We start from the raw sequence: 16,113 nt of genomic DNA, 5'->3' as shown, positions 1-16,113 counted from the left end.
TCAAGGGTTTTGACACCCATTGCGGAAGTCCGGCCGCAACTCCTGGGCATGCGCCCCGAACGTGCCGGGGCGCCGTCCGTCCCTCACCGCTCCAGGAAGTCGAAGAGCTCCTCCCACCGGCGGACGACGACCTCCGGGGCGAAGCGCCGCACGTTCTGCCGTGCCCGCTCCCCCATCGCATCGCGCAGATTCTCGTCGGCCATCAGCCGCACCAGGTGACGGGCGAGTTCGGAGGTGTTTCCGTGCCGGGCCAGCAGACCGTCCTCGCCGTCCCGGATGATCTCGCGCACCCCCGGGGAGCAGTCGAACGCCGCACACGGCACACCGCAGGCCATCGCCTCCAGGAGGACCAGCGGAAAGCCCTCGCCCCGGGACGACTGCACGAGCACCGACGACCGCCCCAGCGCCGCGGTCACGTCGTCGGTCTGTCCCGCCCACTCCACCGAGTCGTCCAGGCCGAGTTCCGTGCACTGCCGCCGCAGTTCCGGCTCATGGTCGCCCGCACCGTGGACACGCAGGATCCAGCCCGGCTGCCGGGGCGCCGCCTCGGCCCACACGTCGAGCAGCAGGTCGACGCCCTTCTCATGGTTGAGCCGCCCGATGCTGACCACGGCCTTCTCCGTGCGCGGCGAGGGGGCGGCCGGCATCACCGGCAGCGGGTTGGGCAGGAAGCCGACGTTGTTGAGGCCCTGTCCCACCCAGAGGTCGGCGTCCTCCTGGGTGAGGACCAGCAGCCGGTCCACGTCCTGGTAGTACCGCCGTACGCGCGCGAAGCGCGAGGAGCGCCGGGACGCCTCGAAGGACTCATGGCTCATGCCGATGACCGGCAGCCCGGCGGTGTCCGCCAGCGCCACCCACTCCATCGCCCACACCTGGGTCACGACGATCACGGCACCGGGTCCGGCGGCGCGGAACACGTCCGACAGACGCTCCGCGGCGGCCCGTCTGGCCGCTCCGCCCGCCCGCGCCACGGGCGCGATACGGCCGAGCGGGACGTGCGGCCCGCGGTGGGCCGGCGGCCGGCGGTCGTAGAGGGTCAGCGTCTCGAACGGCGGATGCGCGCCGAGGTCCATCGGCACCTCGGGCGGGGCGATACCGATGATCCGGACTCGATGGCCGCGCTCCGCGAGCAGTCGGGCCATCTGGGTCTGCCAACGTCCCACGCCGCCCAGCTCGTTGACCTCGTTGGCGACGAAGAAGATCTCACGCTGTGTCATCGGGCCTCTCCCGCGGGTCCGAAGAAACGGTCCACGATGCGAGCCGCCGCGTCCCCGCGGTCGTACTCGCCGTACTTGTCCACGAACTCCTTCAGCCGCGCCTCGTACTGGGCGCCCACGGCCGGCAGGTCGTCGAGCGCCGCGAGGAGTTCGTCCTCCGTGCGGGCGACCGGACCCGGGGCCTCCTCCAGCAGGTCCAGATAGGTGCCGCGCATGTCCCGGGAGTACTCCTCCCAGTCGTAGGCGTAGAAGACGAGCGGCCGGCGCAGCAGGGCGTAGTCGAACATCACGGAGGAGTAGTCGGTGATGAGGGCGTCGGCCAGCAGCAGGAGCGGGGTGATGTCCGCCTCGTCCGTCACGTCGATCACGCGGTCCGCCACTGCCGGGGGCAGGGTGACCCGGTTCAGATAGTGGGAACGGACCAGAAGCGTGTACCGGGCCCCGAAGCGGTCGGCGAAGCGCTCCACGTCGAAGGGCATGTCGAAGTCCCGCACACCGTCGCCGGTACGGGCCCGGAAGGTGGGCGCGTACAGCAGCACGCGGTGGCCCGGGCGGAGGCCGAGGCGTTCGGCGAGCCGGCGGGCGGCGGGGTCGGGTGTCCGGGGGTCGCGGGCGGCCCGGACGAGGACGTCGTTGCGCGGATAGCCGGTGCGCAGCAGCTTCCCCTCGGGGATGCGGTAGGCGCGGGCGAGGGTGCGCACATCGTGCTCGCTGCGGACCACGAAGTGGTCGAAGCGGTCCAGCGCCTCCTGGTAGGTGCGCTGTTCCTGCTCGGACATCACCCGGTGATTGGGCTCGTCGAAGCCCATCTTCTTCAGGGCCGAGCCGTGCCATGTCTGGATGTAGGTGGTCTCGGAGCGTTTGGCGAGCCGGAGGGGGAAGCCCTGGTTGTCGATCCAGAACTCGGCCTGGGCCAGCGCCCTGAGATAGCGCCAGGACCATCTGCGGACGAGTTCCGCGTCCGGGGGGAAGCCCACGGGCCGCTCCCCCGCGTAGGACCAGATCGCGGTGACGGGCAGCCGGCGGCGGCGCAGTTCTTCGTAGAGGGCCTTCGGGCTGTCGCTGTACTGCTTGCCGAGATGGCTCTCGAAGACGACGGTGCCCCGGCGCACCGGGAGCAGCCGCAGGATGCGGTGGTAGATCTGGACCTTGCGCGTGCCGGACGCGAGGTCCCGTCTGACGGCGCGGAGCGTGCGGTAGGCGCCCTTGAGGGTCCGGGCGGCGGAGCCGTGCAGATTGCGGTCCACCAGGGCGCGCCCGCGCCGGGCCGCCGCCCCGTGCTGGACGAGCCGGAAGGCGAGATGCCCCTTGGCGGAGACCTGGGGTTCGAGCCGGTCGGCCATGAGGCGGGTGAGGCGGGGGCGTACGGGGACGGGGTCGGCGCTCCCCAGATCGACGCTCCCGACGGTGATCCGGCTGGTGGTGCGTCTGCCGTCCGCCCGCAGATGCAGCCGGACGTCCCAGACCTCGTCGACGAGGCCCAGCGGCCGGAAGCGGCCGGACAGGGGGACGGAGGCCTGCCAGACGAGGGTGTCGCCCTCGTGCCGGATCGTCCGCACCGGGAAGCGGAACGTCTGCAGGCTGCGGCGCCGGGCGCGGAACTCCAGCTCGGCGGTGAGACGGGCATCCGCGGGGACGGTGTGGAGCGGGTTGACCACCGCGCCTTCGAGGAGCACCAGGTCGCCCTGGACGGCGTACCGGGTCAGCAGATTGCGCAGGAACATCTGCTCCAGCGGCCGGCCGTGGTGACCGAGGCCGGTGACGTCCATGATCTCGCGGGCCGCGGGATCGTCCAGATACCGGTCGCACCAGTAGACGCGGCCGTCGCGCTCGGCGAGCGGCGCGGAGATCTTGCCGCGGTTGATCAGGGTGTCGACGGCCGGCATCAGGTTGTCCCAGTCCTCCCGCGTCAGCAGGTAGGCGCAGATGGCGTGGACGGGGTCCAAGGCGGCGTACGCCGCCTCCGGGAAGTCCTGGAGGTAGCCGCGGGCCAGTTCCGCGAAGCGGTGGCGGTAGTCGTCGTCGAGGAAGGGGAGGTCGCGCAGGTAGAGGACGAGGTCGTGCTTGAGGAACTTGATGTCCTTGTGCAGCTTCAGCTCGTCGAGGCCGCGCCGGTGCAGCACGGCGTCGATACGGCGGTGGATCTCCAGCCGGTCGGTGAAGTTGTTGATCTCGTGGCGCCGGTTGCTGATCGACTTGGCCGTGGTCTTCTGCGCCACGCTCCAGTGGTAGACCGTGTGGGGGATCAGGGTGATCCGCCCGGCCGCGAGGTAGGTCTGCGCCGTGAACAGCAGGTCCTCGTAGTGGATGCCGTGCGGGAACGTGAGTTCGTTCTCGACGAGGAAGTCCCGCCGGTAGCACTTGTTGGTCGACAGGGTGTCGAAGACGAAGAGGTCGGGCAGCTCGGCGATGGACTCGACGGTGCGCGTGGACCGGTAGAGCCAGGGGTACCAGGGCACCTGCTTTCCGTGCCTGCTGTCGGTGTACACCCGGACGCAGAGTCCCGAGACCAGGTCGGCGCCGGTGCGCTCGGCCGCCTCCAGCAGATTGCGGCAGGCGTTGCGTTCGAGGGTGTCGTCGCTGTCCAGGAACATCACATAGCGGCCGCGGGCCTCGGCCAGGCCCCGGTTGCGGGGCTCTCCGCAGCCGCCGCTGTTCCCCGGCAGCCGCAGGGCCCGTACCCGGCCGGGGTGGGCGGCGGCGAGTGACCGCGCCACCTGGTACGACTCGTCGGTGGAGCAGTCGTCGGCGATGATCACTTCCACGTTGCGCAGCGTCTGGCCGAGCACGGAGCGTACGGCGGTCGTCAGGCGCGGGGCGTCGTTGTAGACGATGACGACGACGCTGATGTCCGGGTCCGCCCCGCCCGACTCGGGTGTATCGATCGACACGGCCACCTCTCGTCTCGGATCGCGGCTCTCCGGGCGGCCGACCTGTCACCGCCGCGGCTCGGCGGCGTCCGCGGAGTCGTCCGGCGGACAGGGTGGGCCCGGGTCCGGCACTGGGTCCGCGCCCCTGCGAGCGGCGGGGGCGCGGCGCGCGGCTGATGGCGGCGGGGGCCGGCGCCCCTGCGCCCTCCCCACGCTACGTGACGGCCCGCCATCAGGCGCGTGACCGCCGTCCGCCGGGCGTGTGGCGGAGGCGGCACAGGGTTCCGGGGGCCCGTGCGGATGACCAGGACTCACCCGTTCGGGGGGTTTGCGGGTTGACCGGGCGCCCGGCGGCCGGGCCGGGAACCGCCCGCCGGACGGCAGGCGTTCACCAGGCATGTCGATCATTCACCACACCACCATGGCGCCCACCAAGCTGGAACTCCTGACGCCCTGGCTGCCCGCCCAGCCCTGGTACCGCGGCACGGGCGGCGAGCCGGTACTGTCACGGACCGGCGGGTTCCGGCTGGACGACCCCCAGGGCGAGGTCGGGATCGAGTTCATGGTGACCACGGACGAGTCCGGCGACCGGCCCCTCTCGTACCACATACCGCTCACATACCGGGCCGCTCCCCTGGAGGGAGCCGAGGAGGGTCTCATCGGGACGTCCGAGCACGGCGTGCTGGGGAAGCGGTGGATCTACGACGGCACGCATGACCCGGTGCTCGTCGCAGAGTTGCTGGCGCTGCTCCAGGGCCGTGCCGAACCCCAGGCACAGAACGTGAGCGACACCCCCGACCCGTCCGTCACCGCCCGCTTCGACGGTGCCCCTCTCGCCACCGGGGTCGTCTCGGCGACCGTGACCAGCGGCCCCGACGACACCCGGGTGACCGTGGACACCACCGGCTCCCCCTCCGCGGGGCGCCTGACCATCCGGGTCACGCGCGTCCTGGAGCCGGGCGGCGCCGGCCCGGCCGGCGCGGCGGGCATGTCACGGCGGGCTGGCACTCCCCCGACGGCGGCGAGGCCCGGGCCGTGTTCGCGGCGCTGTCGAACACCGGGATCTGATCGGGGCGTCACCTGTGTGCGGGGGCACGGCCCGGTCCTCGCGTAATCCGGTCACAACACTAGGTAGGACGCTGGTGAGTGGGTTCTTACCGACGTCCTGTGGAGGTCAGGCAACGGAACGCGCATGCGACTCCCTCTTCGAGGTCGTCGGTCCGGTCATATGAGCTACGGGACCGGGCCGACGCGACGGTGAAGAGTTCCGCGGGAGTCCTGGAAGGGCCCATCCATGCTCAGCCCCCATTCCGAGCCGACCACTGTGTCCGGCCCCGAGCCCACCGCCTCGGGCGCGGCGGCCCCGCCCGCCCTCCCCCGACCCGACGACGGGACGCGGCCATTGCGGTGGGCATCGAAAACGCCGCGGCCACGGTACGAGGTCCCGGTCCTGTTGTCCCTCCTGGCGCTCGCGGCCGTGCTCGACACATGGGGCATCGACCGCAGCGTCTATCACGTGTTCTACGCCAGCGCCGTGCGCAGCATGACCGACAGCCCGACCGCCTTCTTCTTCGGCTCGTTCGACCCGGGCAACTCCATCACCCTCGACAAGCTGCCCGGCTTCCTGTGGCCCCAGGCCCTGTCGGCGATGCTCTTCGGCTTCCACCCCTGGGCGCTGGTCCTCCCCCAGGCGGTGGAGGGCGTGGCCTGTGTGCTGCTGCTCCATGTGCTGGTGCGCCGCTGGGCCGGCGTCCCGGCGGGTCTGCTGGCCGCGGGGTTCCTGACGCTCACGCCGGTGACGGTGGGGCTCGGCCGGTCGATAGTCGAGGACGCGCCGTTCGTCCTGCTGCTGCTTCTGGCCGCCGAGGCCACGTGGCGGGCCGTGGAGCGGGCGCGGCTGCGCACCCTGCTGCTCGCCGGGGTCTGGGTGGGGGTGGCGTTCCAGTGCAAGATGCTGGAGGCCTGGGCGGTGCTGCCCGCGCTCGGCGTCACCTATCTGGTGGCGGCGCCCACGACCTGGCGGCGCCGGGCCGGACATATGGCACTGGCCGGCGTGGTGACGATGGCCGTGTCGGTGTCCTGGATGGTCGTCGCGACGGTGGTACCCGCGCAGTCCCGCCCCTACATAGACGGGACGACGGACAACTCCGCCTACAGCATGGTCGTGGGCTACAACTTCCTCAGCAGGTTCGATGCGGTCGGTGTCGACGCGGGCGGGACGGGCAGCATCGCCACCGGCCAGGCCGCGCACCACGCGAGCGGTCCGGGCCCCGGCATGGGCGACAGCGTGCTGAAGATGTTCAGCCCGGGACTGGCGACCCAGACGGGGTGGCTGTACCCGCTGGCCGCGCTCGGCCTCGCCTGGGGGCTCGCGGTGGTCTGGCGTCGCCGCCCCGGCCGCACCGACAGGATGTTCACCGGCTACCTGCTCTGGGGCGTCTGGCTGGCCACCTTCTTCGCCGCGTTCAGCTTCGGCAGCGTCACCGGTCACACGTACTACATGGGCGTCGTCGCCGTGGCCCTGTCGGCGCTGAGCGGCGCCGGGCTGGTCCGGGCCTGGCGGGCCTGGCAGCGCCGCGGCCGCCGCGCCTGGGTGCTGCCGACGGTGATCGCCGTGAATGTGGTGTGGTGCCTGGCCCTGACGCTGTGCTACCGCCACTTCCTCAGCTGGCAGGGCCCCGCCGCCCTGGTGCTGGGCGTGGTGTCCCTCGCGCTGCTCGGCCTGCGCAGGACGCGCCTCGCTCACCGGCCGCGGATCGCCATGGCCGGACTCGCCGCCGGACTCGCCGCGGTCATGCTGATACCGACCGTGTGGTCGGCCTCGGCGCTGTCCCCGCGCTACAACCAGCCGGGAGGCATGGCCCGGGTCGGCCCCGCCAGCCGCCCGGGGGGCGGCGGTCCCTCCCGGCTGACGCCGGCCCGTGAGCGGTTCCTGGCCTATCTCGAAGCCCACCGGGGCGGGGCGAAGTACCTTGCGGCCGTGCCCGCCTGGAACGACGCCTCGGCCTACATACTCGCGGCGAACGCGCCCATGCTGCCGATGGGCGGGTTCACCGGGCAGGTGCCCTACCCCACCCCGGGGGCGATGCAGCGGCTGATCAACTCGGGCGAGCTGCACTACGTCGGCCTGCGCCACCCGCCCAAGAAGGGCCGGCACCACACGGCGCTCGCACCCGACGCCGCCGCCGTCGCGCACTGGGTCACCACGCACTGCACGCACATACCGTCGTCGGCCTACGGCGGGGGCGCCCATCTGCCGATGCTCTACCGCTGCGACGCCCAGCCGTCAGCGCGACAGGAGTGACCGCTCGCGGCGTGGCTCACCGGCGCTGACGTACCGCCTGGCGGAATCCCGTGTTCACGGCGAGCAGGCCGCCGTCGACACACAGCGTCGTGCCTGTGATCCACGCCGCGTCGCGGGAGGCCAGGAAGGCGACGGCCGCCGCGATGTCCTCCGGTTCGCCGACCCGGCCCAGCGGGTACAGCTCGCCCGCTGCGGCCAGGTCGGCCTCGCGGTCCTGCCACGCGGTGGTCCGGACCGTGCCCGGGGCGACCAGATTGACGCGGACCCCGCGGGGGGCCGCGTGGCCGGCGAGGGTCCGGGTGAGGGACATCAGACCGGCCTTCGCCGCGCTGTAGGCGTGGTTGCCGAAGTCCTGGATGCCGTTGACGGAACCGATGTTGACGATCGCGCCGCGGCCGGAGGCCACGAGGTGCGGAAGCGCCGCGCGGCTGCAGCGGTACGCCCCCGTCAGGGTGAGGTCGAGGTCGCGTGCCCACACCTCGTCCGGCTCGTCCTCGAAGTGCGGGGCGTCGGGGGTGCAGCCGTAGGCGTTGTTGACCACGACGTCCAGTGTCCCGAAGGCCTCCACGGCGCGGGCGACGGCCGCCTCCACACCGGCGCGGTCGGCGACGTCGCACCGGAACGCCTCCGCTCGCCCGCCCCCGTCCCGCAGCGCCGCCGCGGTCCTGTCGGCCTCCTCCGCGTCCACGTCGGTGACCAGGACCCGGGCGCCCTCCTGGGCGAGCCGGCGGGCCGTCGCGGCGCCGATGCCACGCGCCGCGCCCGTGATGAGAACCGCGTACCCCTCGAACCGCCTTGTGTGATCCATGCCACGGACGCTACAGCGCCCGGCGCCGGGTGCCGACGGTCGGTTCCACGCTCCGCCGCCCGACATCGACGGCCGGACCTCCGGTCAGGCCGCCGTGGGCGCCGCGGACGCCGGTGTGCCGAGGAACTCCTCCCAGCCGCCGAGCGGTGACTGTCCCGGTGCCAGGGTGCGCAGCTTCCTGACGACCGCCGGGTCCTGGGCCTCCAGCCACTCCACCAGCTGCCGGAAGGACACCATGCGCACCTCGTCGTGCGCGGCGATCCGACCGATCGCCTCCTCCACGGCGTCCATGTAGATGCCGCCGTTCCAGCGCTCGAAGTGGTTGCCGATGAAGAAGGGGGCACGGTTGCTCTCGTAGGCGCGCTGGAAACCGGCCAGGTAGGTGTCGCGGGCCTGGGCGCGCCAGGCGTCGTACTGGGTCTTGTCGCCCAGGGGGTTGCCGCCGGACTGGTTGAACATCATGTTGTAGTCCATCGACAGCACCTGGAAGGAGTGTCCGGAGAACGGGATGGACTGGAGGGGGAAGTCCCAGATCCGGCCGCCCTGCACCTTCCCGGGCCACATCTGCAGTCCGCCGGGCGAGCTGGCGTCGTACTTCCAGCCGAGCGCGGCGGCGGTGGGCAGCAGGGCCGTCTGGCCCTCCAGGCAGGGGGTGCGGCCGCCGATCAGTTCCTTCTGGTAGTCGAAGGGCAGCGGTTCGAGGTCGGTGAAGCCGGTGTTGGTCTTCCACTCGGTGACGAAGCGCATGGCCTGGTCGATCTCGCTCTTCCACTCGGCGGACGACCAGTTGCGCACCCCGTCGGCACCGCAGAAGTGGCCGTTGAAGTGGGTGCCTATCTCATGGCCCTCCAGCCACGCGGAGCGCACCTGCTGGAGTGTGGCGTGGATGTGCCGGTCGGCGAGGTAGCCGATCGCGGAGGCGCCGACCGGGTGCTGCGGCGGACGGTAGAGGTGCTTCTTGGACTCGGGCAGCGCGTAGATGCCGCTGAGGAAGAAGGTCATCGACGCCTTGTGGTCGGCCGCGATCTTACGGAAGCGGGAGAACAGCTGGTTGCTGACTTCGCCCGCGCCGTCCCAGGAGAACACCACGAACTGCGGCGGCCGCTGGCCGGGCTTCAGCCGCTCGGCCTTGGGCTGGTTCGGCTGGGCGCCGGTGTCGGCGGTGGAGCCGTCGCCGATGAGCTTCAGGGGCCGGGCCTGCGCCGTGCCCGAGGGGTGCGAGGGGCTCTCACCGCCCGAGTCCAGGCCGCCCAGACCGCCCGAGCAGGCGGACAGCGCGCCCAGGGCCCCAACCGTCGCGCCCGCGGTCAGCACACGCCTGCGTGAGATGCCGTTCATGATCGTCCCCGATTTCCTCGTCACGGCCCCGTGCGGAGCCTCCGTTGGTGTCGCTCGAACGGGTTCGATGGGCGAGGACGGCGGAAAGATCGGGGTGCTGGGCACGTGTTGCCGCTCTGTGACAAACGCGACAGTCCCATGAACAATCCCGCTGTCCGACGGGCGGACAGCGGGGTCGGGGGGAGCAGGGGTCAGACGCCGGTGCCCCCCTGGAAGACCGACAGGTGCGCGGTGGAGGAGTTGCCGGACACGGGGACCGGACCGCCCGACCACGTCACCTTCAGGGAGTCCCGCTCGTCGGGCGGGGTGATGAGGATCGCCGCGGGCTTGGCCGTCTTGGCCCCGCTCACCTCGGGGTTGGAGAACGTCAGGCCCGCCCAGGCACTCCGGCCCGGCGCGAGGGTGATCTTGGCGGGGCTTCCGGCGTTGCGCTGGGGGTCGGAGCCCAGCTGCTTGCCGGAGGCGTCGACGAAGGCGGCGCCCGGGTAGCCGTCGATCGTGCAGGTCCGCCCCGAGCTGTTGGTCAGCACGAGCGGGAAGTTCTCCTGCCCGGCGCCGGGGTTGTTGGCGCCGACGGACGCGCGCAGCTCGGAGGTGTGGCAGCGGCTGCTGGTGCCACCCCCGGTGGAGCCCGTCGAGCTCTTGGAACCGGAGTCGTTCGATCCGGTGGAGGCGGCCGTGGTGCCGCCGCTCGTGTCCTTCGACGAGCCGTCGGCGCTCGTGCCGTCGCCGGTGGCCGGCTGGGCCGTACCGGGCAGCTTCTGCGGGGCGGTGCCGGACGTGCCGTGCTGGCCGCCGCAGGCGGTGAGCAGGCTCAGCGCGGCGACCGCGCCCAGCGCCGACACCATGCGTCGCGCCGTCAGGAAGGTGGCCGTGCCGTCGTGGTCCGGGCCCGTCGTGCCGCGCCGGAAGGTCAACATGATCGATGCTCCTCGAAACTCACCGCCCGGGAGGGCGTGTGCGGACGGTGCCGTGTGCTCCGTCCTTTCTGTCCGATGCGTGCTCGGGGAGAAAAGTTCGGGCGTTCCGGCTGGGTGCACTGCTGGAGGACGACCGGCGTGCGCCGTGTCGTGGGAGGTCGCCGACAGGCGTTCTGTGTGGGGGCTGACACGCCCTGTGGTGAGGGGCTGACACGCATTGTGTTGTGTGGGGTGGCCGACTGTCCGTCACGCGGAGGGTCAGCCGGTGACTCGCATCGAGTTTAGGACCCGGTCTGTGCGGTCGCTGCCGCCGTCCTGGCGCAACTGCACATACACCCGGATCCCGCCGGTGCCGTCGGCCGGGGCGAGGGCCGCCTCCGTGACGGACCCCTTGCCGCCGTCGCAGTCGTCCCAGGTGCGTATGGGCCCCTGCCAGGCCGTGCTGCGATAGTCACGGCTGCCCTCGTAGTGACAGCCGGAATGGGTGACCCCGCGCACCTTGGCCGCGAGGTCCCCGTGCTCGCTCAGGCCGATGAACGCGCCGTTGACGGGGCCGCCGAGGTCCTGCCATGCCGAGAGGTCGTCGGCGACGCCGAGGGCAGGCTCGTGCCCGTTCGGCAGGCCCAGTGACTTCGGGTCCCAGCCGGAGTCGCGCAGCTGATGGCCCCAGGCAGCGGGCACGGCGACCTGGATTCTCCCGGAGGCGTCCTTGACCGTGACGTCCGCCGCCGCGGCGTGGTCGAGCAGCATGGTGGTGGCGAGGGCGGTACCGCCGGCGACGGCCACCGCGGCCAGCGCGAGGAGCAGGGTCCCCCGACGGCGGCGGGGACGCACGGCGGCCGGGGCCGAGGGCGCCAGGCTGGGCGGTGCGACGCCGTCGGCGAGTCCGTCGAGGACGTGGGCGAAGGCGTCCGCGGTCGGCCAGCGCCGCTCCCGGTCGGGTTCCATGGCCCGCAGCAGGGCCCGCCGGGCCTCGGGCGGCAGATCGGGGCGGAGCCGGTCCGGTGGCTGCACCCGGCCGGGCGCCGCGGGGACCGTGCCGGTGACGAGGTGGTAGCCGAGGGCGCCGAGGCTGTAGACGTCGGCGCGGGCGTCGATGCCCATGCCGGGTTCGGTCTGCTCGGGCGGCGCGTACCCCGCGGAGCCCGCGGCCATGGTCAACCCGGAGGCCTGCGCCAGGCTCTTGGCCAGGCCGAGATCCGCGAGCAGCAGCCGGGTGGAGCCGTCGGGCCCGGAGCTCAGCAGGACGTTGGACGGCTTGATGTCCCGGTGCACGATCCCGGCGCCGTGCAGGGCGGCGGCGGCCCGGGCGGAGGAGGCGGTCAGTCGCAGGGCCTCGGCGACCGGGAGCGGCCCGTCGGTGAGGCGGTCGGCGAGGGTGCCGCCGTCGGCGTACTCCATGACGAAGTACGGCCTGCCGTCGGGCAGCTCACCGATGTCGTAGACCTGGACGACCCGGCTGGAACCGGCTCGGCGCAGCAGGCGTGCTTCAGAGAGGAAGCGCTCCCGGACGTCCAGCCGGTGGGCCCAGTTGTCGGCGAGCACCTTGACCGCGACGAGCGCCTCGAGGTCGTCGTCGTGGGCGAGCCAGACAGTGCCGAAGGCGCCGCCGCCCAGGCGGCGTTCCAGGCGGTAGCGGTCGATCCGCTCCAGGGAGTGCATACGACTATCATGCCTGGTCGAACATCGACTTTGAGGGGAGCTCCCAGTGGGGGATGCCGCGGATTCCGAGGAGCTCGCCCGACGCGCGGCGGCAGGCGACACAGTGGCCCTGGACCGGCTGCTCCAGCTCATCGGGCCGGAGGTCCTGCGGCGCTGCGGGCGGTTCCTGCCGTGCCGGGAGGACGCCGAGGAAGCGGCGCAGGACGTGCTGCTCCAGGTGGCGCGGAAGATCACCACGTTCCAGGGCCGCAGTCGCTTCAGCACCTGGCTGTACACGGTGGTCGCGAACTGTGCGCGGCAGAAGTACCGGGAACTGAAGCGCCGGGCCGCCGAGCAGCCCGCGACCATCGACGCGACCGAGCACGTCGATCCGCGGACCACCAGCGTGATCGCCGGGTCCCGCGTCGATCTGCTGGAGGCCCTGGAGCGGCTGGAGCGTGAGCATCCGCATCTGGTGGCACCCCTGGTCTACCGGGACATCTGTCAGCTGGAGTACGCGGAGGTCGCCGAACGTGTCGGGGTCCCGCTGGGCACGCTGAAATCCCGTCTGCACGAGGCGCGCCGGCAGGTCAGGCCCTGGCTGGCCGGCAGCATGTGAGGAACCGGGGGCGGTACGGGGATCCGTACCGCCCCCCGCCCGTCAGTGACCGCTGACGTGGTGCGGCCGGTACGGCTCCTGGAGCGCCTCGGTCTCCTTGTCGGTGAGGTGGACGTCGAGGGCCGCCACCGCGTCGTCGACGTGGTGCGGCTTGGTGACGCCGACGATGGGCGCGGCGACGGTGTTCTGCTGAAGCAGCCAGGCGAGGGCGACACGGGCGCGCGGGACGCCCCGCTCGGCGGCGACCGTGGCCACCGCGTCGACGACGGCCCGGTCGCCCTCCTGGTAGAGCCGCTTGCCGAACTCGTCCGTGCGGCTGCGCTCGCTGGTCTCGTCCCAGTCGCGGGTCAGACGGCCGCGGGCCAGGGGGCTCCAGGGCAGCGTCCCGACGCCCTGGTCCGCGCACAGCGCCAGCATCTCGCGCTCCTCCTCGCGGTAGAGGAGGTTGTAGTGGTTCTGCATCGACACGAAGCGTGTCCAGCCGCCCAGCCGGGCCGTGTACTGGGCCTTGGAGAACTGCCACGCGTACATCGAACTGGCTCCGATGTACCGGGCCTTGCCCGCCTTGACCACGTCGTGCAGGGCCTCCATCGTCTCCTCGACGGGGGTCGTGGGGTCCCAGCGGTGGATCTGGTAGAGGTCGACGTAGTCGGTGCCGAGGCGGCGGAGGCTGTGATCGATCTCCGTCATGATGGCCTTGCGGGACAGTCCGCCGCCGTTGGGTCCGGACCGCATCCGTCCGTGCACCTTGGTCGCCAGAACGATCTCGTCGCGGTTGGCGTACTCGGCGAGCGCTCGGCCGACGATCTCCTCGCTGGTGCCGTCCGAGTAGACGTTCGCGGTGTCGAAGAAGTTGATGCCGGCGTCGAGCGCCCGGCGGATCAGGGGGCGGGACGCCTCCTCGTCGAGGCTCCATGTGTGGGTGCCGCGGTCGGGGAGGCCGAAACTCATACAGCCCAGGCAGATCCGGGACACGTCAAGACCGGTCGAACCGAGCTTCACGTACTCCATGCCACTCCTGCTTTCCCTCGGGGCGGGGCCGGGCGTCGCGGAGCGCCGGACCCGACCGCTCACGGCCGGCCGGCGCCGCCGCCGGCCCCGACGACGTGATCCCTGCCCACCCTAGGTCCTGTCGTCAAACTCCCGTCGTCCTCCCGGAGGGCGGGCTCTGCGGCGGCATGGGGCCCTTCCCGCTCGAGCGAAGCCGAGAGTGGGGGAGCGTGCATGGCGTCGCGGGGCAGGCGGGAGTTTGACGACAGGACCCAGGGGGTGGCCGGCGACTCCCGCCGGCGCACGACACCGGGCACCGGTCCGGCCCCCGCGCCACGGACCCGGGTGCGCGGATCGTGGGGCGGAAGCCGGACGCGCTCGGGCGTCTCTCGCGTCGGCGGCCCGGCGCGTTCGCGGGTCAGTGGCCGCGCGCGATCCACTCCTCGAGGTGGGGCGCCTCGGCGCCGATGGTCGTCGACTCGCCGTGTCCCGTGCGGACGACCGTCTCCGGCGGGAGGGTCAGCAGCCGGTCGCGGATCGACGCGACGATCGTCGGGAAGTGGGAGAACGAGCGGCCCGTGGCCCCGGGACCGCCCTGGAAGAGGGTGTCCCCGGTGAAGACCGTGCCGAGACCCGGGTCGTAGAGGCAGACCGCGCCGGGAGCGTGACCGGGGGTGTGCAGCACGGTCAGATCGGTGCCGGCCGTCTCGATCACATGGCCGTCGTCCAGCCAGCGGTCGGGCAGCCGGTCCGGGTGGGTCATCTTCCACAGCGGCAGGTCGTCCGGGTGGAGCCAGATCGTCGCGCCGGTGCGCTCGGCGAGGGCGGGCGCGGCGTCGATGTGGTCGTTGTGGGCGTGGGTGCACACGATGGCGCGCAGCCGCCGGTCGCCGACGGCCTCGGCGATGGCGTCGGCGTCGTGGGCGGCATCGATGACGATGGCCTCGTGGTCGTCGCCGACGATCCACACGTTGTTGTCGACCTCCCACGTTCCGCCGTCGAGGGAGAAGGTGCCGGAGGTGACCAGGCGGTCGATGCGGGCGGTCATCAGAGCACCACCACCGAGCGCAGCACGTCGCCCTGGTGCATCCGCTCGAAGGCCTTCTCGACCTCGTCGAGGGCGATGGTCTCGGTCACGAACTTGTCGAGCGGGAGGCGCCCTTGCAGATGCAGGTCGATCAGCATGGGGAAGTCGCGGGAGGGTAGGCAGTCCCCGTACCAGGACGACTTGAGCGCCCCGCCGCGCCCGAAGACGTCGAGGAGCGGCAGCTCCAGCTTCATCTCGGGGGTGGGGACCCCGACGAGGACGACGGTGCCGGCGAGATCACGGGCGTAGAAGGCCTGCTCGTACGTCTCCGGGCGACCGACCGCCTCGATGACGACGTCGGCGCCGAAGCCGCCGGTGAGTTCGCGGATCGCCTCGACCGGGTCGGTCTGCCGGGAGTTGACGGTGTGGGTCGCGCCCAGTTCCTTCGCGGTGGCGAGCTTGCGGTCGTCGATGTCCACCGCGATGATCTTCGCCGCGCCCGCGAGATACGACCCGGCGACGGCCGCGTCGCCCACGCCGCCGCAGCCGATGACCGCCACGGAGTCGCCACGGCCGACGTTCCCGGTGTTGATGGCGGCCCCGATACCGGCCATCACCCCACAGCCCAGCAGGCCCGCCACGGCCGGGGAGACGGACGGGTCGACCTTGGTGCACTGGCCGGCCGCGACCAGCGTCTTCTCCGCGAAGGCGCCGATGCCGAGGGCCGGGGAGAGCTCCTGGCCGGTGGCGGCGAGGGTCATCTTCTGACGGGCGTTGTGCGTGTTGAAGCAGTACCAGGGACGGCCGCGCCGGCAGGCACGGCACGCGCCGCACACCGCCCGCCAGTTGAGGATCACGAAGTCGCCGGGGGCGACGTCCGTGACGCCCTCACCGACCGACTCGACGACGCCGGCCGCCTCGTGGCCGAGCAGGAAGGGGAATTCGTCGGTGATGCCGCCCTGTTTGTAGTGCAGGTCGGTGTGGCAGACGCCGCATGCCTGGATGCGCACGACCGCCTCACCGGGACCCGGATCCGGCACGACGATGGTCTCCACCCGCACCGGCTCGTCCTTGCCAGGGGCGATCACGCCGCGTACTTCCTGCGCCATGCTGCTGCCTTCCGTCGGTGGTGCGGGCGCGGTGCGCCCGGAGCGGGCCGGGGCGGCCCACCCCTATGATCCACGGCAAATTAGGCTGAACGCCCATATGGCGCAGGGAATGCCGTGACACTTCGCGAGGAGCGGTGTGAGCATCACCGATAGAGAAGACACGGGCAGCACGGCAGACACGGAAGGCACGCGGGACGCGCACGGTCCGCAACGGCCGAAAGCTGCCGAAGGTGCCGGGACCGCCGCGGATGCGGAAGGTGCGGCAGCGGG

General features: G+C 72.1%; 11 protein-coding genes and 1 pseudogene. 3 read left to right on the top strand and 9 right to left on the bottom strand.

Annotation, left to right across the window (positions count from 1 at the left end):
• Positions 1-83: 83 nt before the first annotated feature.
• The gene (locus ACFYX0_RS32915; RefSeq protein WP_355915195.1) at positions 84-1,217 is read right to left on the bottom strand and encodes a glycosyltransferase family 4 protein; all 1,134 of its coding nucleotides are present in this window, start codon (positions 1,215-1,217) and stop codon (positions 84-86) included.
• Entirely contained in the window at positions 1,214-4,114 is a 2,901-nt protein-coding gene (locus ACFYX0_RS32910) for a CDP-glycerol glycerophosphotransferase family protein (protein WP_388975792.1), read from the bottom strand. Before ACFYX0_RS32910 ends, ACFYX0_RS32915 begins: the two co-directional genes overlap by 4 nt.
• A gap of 370 nt (positions 4,115-4,484) precedes the next feature.
• Between ACFYX0_RS32910 and ACFYX0_RS32905 the strand changes: the two are divergent.
• Positions 4,485-5,155 (top strand): annotated as a pseudogene (locus ACFYX0_RS32905) (1,4-alpha-glucan branching protein).
• A 385-nt stretch (positions 5,156-5,540) separates the two neighbouring features.
• Complete coding sequence (locus ACFYX0_RS32900; RefSeq protein WP_355915204.1) at positions 5,541-7,391, top strand: glycosyltransferase family 39 protein; 1,851 nt, start codon at positions 5,541-5,543, stop codon at positions 7,389-7,391.
• 16 nt (positions 7,392-7,407) lie between these two features.
• Here the strand turns inward: ACFYX0_RS32900 and ACFYX0_RS32895 are convergent, their stop codons facing one another.
• From ACFYX0_RS32895 to ACFYX0_RS32880, 4 genes are all read right to left on the bottom strand, one after another.
• On the bottom strand, positions 7,408-8,199 hold the full coding sequence (locus ACFYX0_RS32895; RefSeq protein ID WP_388975790.1) for an SDR family NAD(P)-dependent oxidoreductase: 792 nt from the start codon (positions 8,197-8,199) through the stop codon (positions 7,408-7,410).
• Positions 8,200-8,283: 84 nt separating this feature from the next.
• A complete protein-coding gene (locus tag ACFYX0_RS32890; protein WP_388975787.1) occupies positions 8,284-9,537 on the bottom strand; it encodes a hypothetical protein in 1,254 nt (417 codons plus the stop codon).
• A gap of 191 nt (positions 9,538-9,728) precedes the next feature.
• Positions 9,729-10,457: a DUF4232 domain-containing protein gene (locus ACFYX0_RS32885; protein ID WP_388975784.1), complete on the bottom strand. Its 729-nt coding sequence runs from the start codon at positions 10,455-10,457 to the stop codon at positions 9,729-9,731.
• A 258-nt stretch (positions 10,458-10,715) separates the two neighbouring features.
• The gene (locus ACFYX0_RS32880; RefSeq protein WP_388975781.1) at positions 10,716-12,119 is read right to left on the bottom strand and encodes a serine/threonine-protein kinase; all 1,404 of its coding nucleotides are present in this window, start codon (positions 12,117-12,119) and stop codon (positions 10,716-10,718) included.
• 46 nt (positions 12,120-12,165) lie between these two features.
• On the opposite strand from ACFYX0_RS32880, the gene ACFYX0_RS32875 reads away from it, so the two are divergent.
• Complete coding sequence (locus tag ACFYX0_RS32875; RefSeq protein WP_388975779.1) at positions 12,166-12,717, top strand: RNA polymerase sigma factor; 552 nt, start codon at positions 12,166-12,168, stop codon at positions 12,715-12,717.
• A 42-nt stretch (positions 12,718-12,759) separates the two neighbouring features.
• Here the strand turns inward: ACFYX0_RS32875 and ACFYX0_RS32870 are convergent, their stop codons facing one another.
• The 3 genes from ACFYX0_RS32870 to ACFYX0_RS32860 form a co-directional block, all read right to left on the bottom strand.
• Positions 12,760-13,728 (bottom strand): aldo/keto reductase, encoded by a 969-nt coding sequence (locus tag ACFYX0_RS32870; RefSeq protein WP_388975776.1) that lies wholly within the window; start codon positions 13,726-13,728, stop codon positions 12,760-12,762.
• A gap of 397 nt (positions 13,729-14,125) precedes the next feature.
• A complete protein-coding gene (locus tag ACFYX0_RS32865; RefSeq protein ID WP_355912802.1) occupies positions 14,126-14,755 on the bottom strand; it encodes an MBL fold metallo-hydrolase in 630 nt (209 codons plus the stop codon).
• Entirely contained in the window at positions 14,755-15,843 is a 1,089-nt protein-coding gene (locus ACFYX0_RS32860; RefSeq protein WP_311694652.1) for an S-(hydroxymethyl)mycothiol dehydrogenase, read from the bottom strand. The genes ACFYX0_RS32865 and ACFYX0_RS32860 overlap by 1 nt, the downstream gene beginning before the upstream one ends.
• Between the last annotated feature and the right edge of the window lie 270 nt (positions 15,844-16,113).

It is taken from the genome of Streptomyces sp. NPDC002573 (assembly GCF_042889625.1).
Lineage (GTDB): Bacteria > Actinomycetota > Actinomycetes > Streptomycetales > Streptomycetaceae > Streptomyces > Streptomyces gibsoniae.
This window is presented reverse-complemented; position numbering and strand designations above follow the sequence as displayed.